The 1,245-nt window shown below is 41.0% G+C and carries 1 protein-coding gene; it reads right to left on the bottom strand.

Annotated features, from left to right (window positions below):
- The coding region (locus tag FJR06_RS17910; RefSeq protein ID WP_168651946.1) for a DUF3854 domain-containing protein at positions 1-1,059 on the bottom strand (1,059 nt) is incomplete at its 3' end.
- Positions 1,060-1,245: the final 186 nt, after the last annotated feature.

Below are 1,245 nucleotides of genomic sequence, written 5' to 3'. Positions count from 1 at the left end.
GGTCAAGATATCCCCTAGTTTTTCTTGGTTTAGGTTGAGGTTAATTTTTCTTGATAGTTGGTAGTATGGTTGAGTCTGCCACTGGGAGACGGGTAAAGCAGTTGTAATGATAGTTTCTATAACTGCTTTACCATGAACTACCAAAACGTCATCTATTCCCTTCTGTGGGAAGTTCCAAGTAGTAATCTTGACCTGACATTTTTTGGATTTTAACAGTCTAGCAGTAGCGTTGATCGCCTTCCTAACATTTATTCTCGTAGTGGGTTTTGGGTCATTATCAAAACAAATTGTTATCTCACGTTTTGGCGTTGCAATTAGCTGAATATCAGGGATTAAATTATGTTTTTTCTGGTTGGTTTCAACCTTGCGATATGCACCACTAATTCCGGGTAATGCCACTGCTATAAAGCCACAGGATAGTAAGGCGGCCGCTTTTTTCACGCCCTCACAAAAGATAATTGGGAGATTTTCCTTGATAACCCACTCCCAACATTCTGTGTAGTCCCCAATGGGTACACCGTAGCGATCGCTCATCATCTGCCAAATACCTTTAGGCACTCGCAGGAAAAACGCCCGATTAGAACATTTATAGGGATGCTCGTACTTGACGGGTTTGTTGTCTTTCTTATTGAAGTCAAGACGGGGGAAATCAGGTTTAAAACATCCCCACTCCATTGGGGCATAATTATTCAACGGGTCAACACCAGCACACCACCACCCACCGGCTAGGGTGTGGTTATACATTTTGAATATTCGTGCGACTTCCGAAGTGGTGTATTGACTGCTATGGGGTGTCTGTTTCCCATCCCCTAGTTTTTCTAAGGCATCGGATAGCAAGTATTCATGGGTGATGTTCCCATCAAGTGATTGAAAATTTAGAGCAATAATGCCGGGGTCTATACCGCTGTTTAGTAATTCTTGGTAATGAGAAACTTGACAATTATGGTAGATGCTACTATAATTATTTCTATTGGATCTGTCATCTGATTGAAAACTTATTTTTTCTTGAAACCCCTCTTCTGCCAAGTCAAGGGGTTTTGTTTTGGCTATTTGTTTCATGTTTTTTGGGTTTTCATGTGTAACACATTGGCCAAAAAACTGCTATCATTCCGAAATATTCAAATATTTTTGTTGGCGGTTTTGTCTGGAAAACCTGCGAGTGCTTGTTACACTCGGATAGCAGTTTTTTTGGGTGAAATCGTTTTTTTTGCTTGAAGAGGTGATCTACCGTTCCCAATCGGCCAT

The sequence above is a fragment of the Dolichospermum sp. UHCC 0352 genome, from assembly GCF_009711925.1.
Classification (GTDB): domain Bacteria; phylum Cyanobacteriota; class Cyanobacteriia; order Cyanobacteriales; family Nostocaceae; genus Dolichospermum; species Dolichospermum lemmermannii.
The sequence above is the reverse complement of the archived record's forward strand: the minus strand, read 5'-3'. Positions and strand labels throughout refer to the sequence as shown.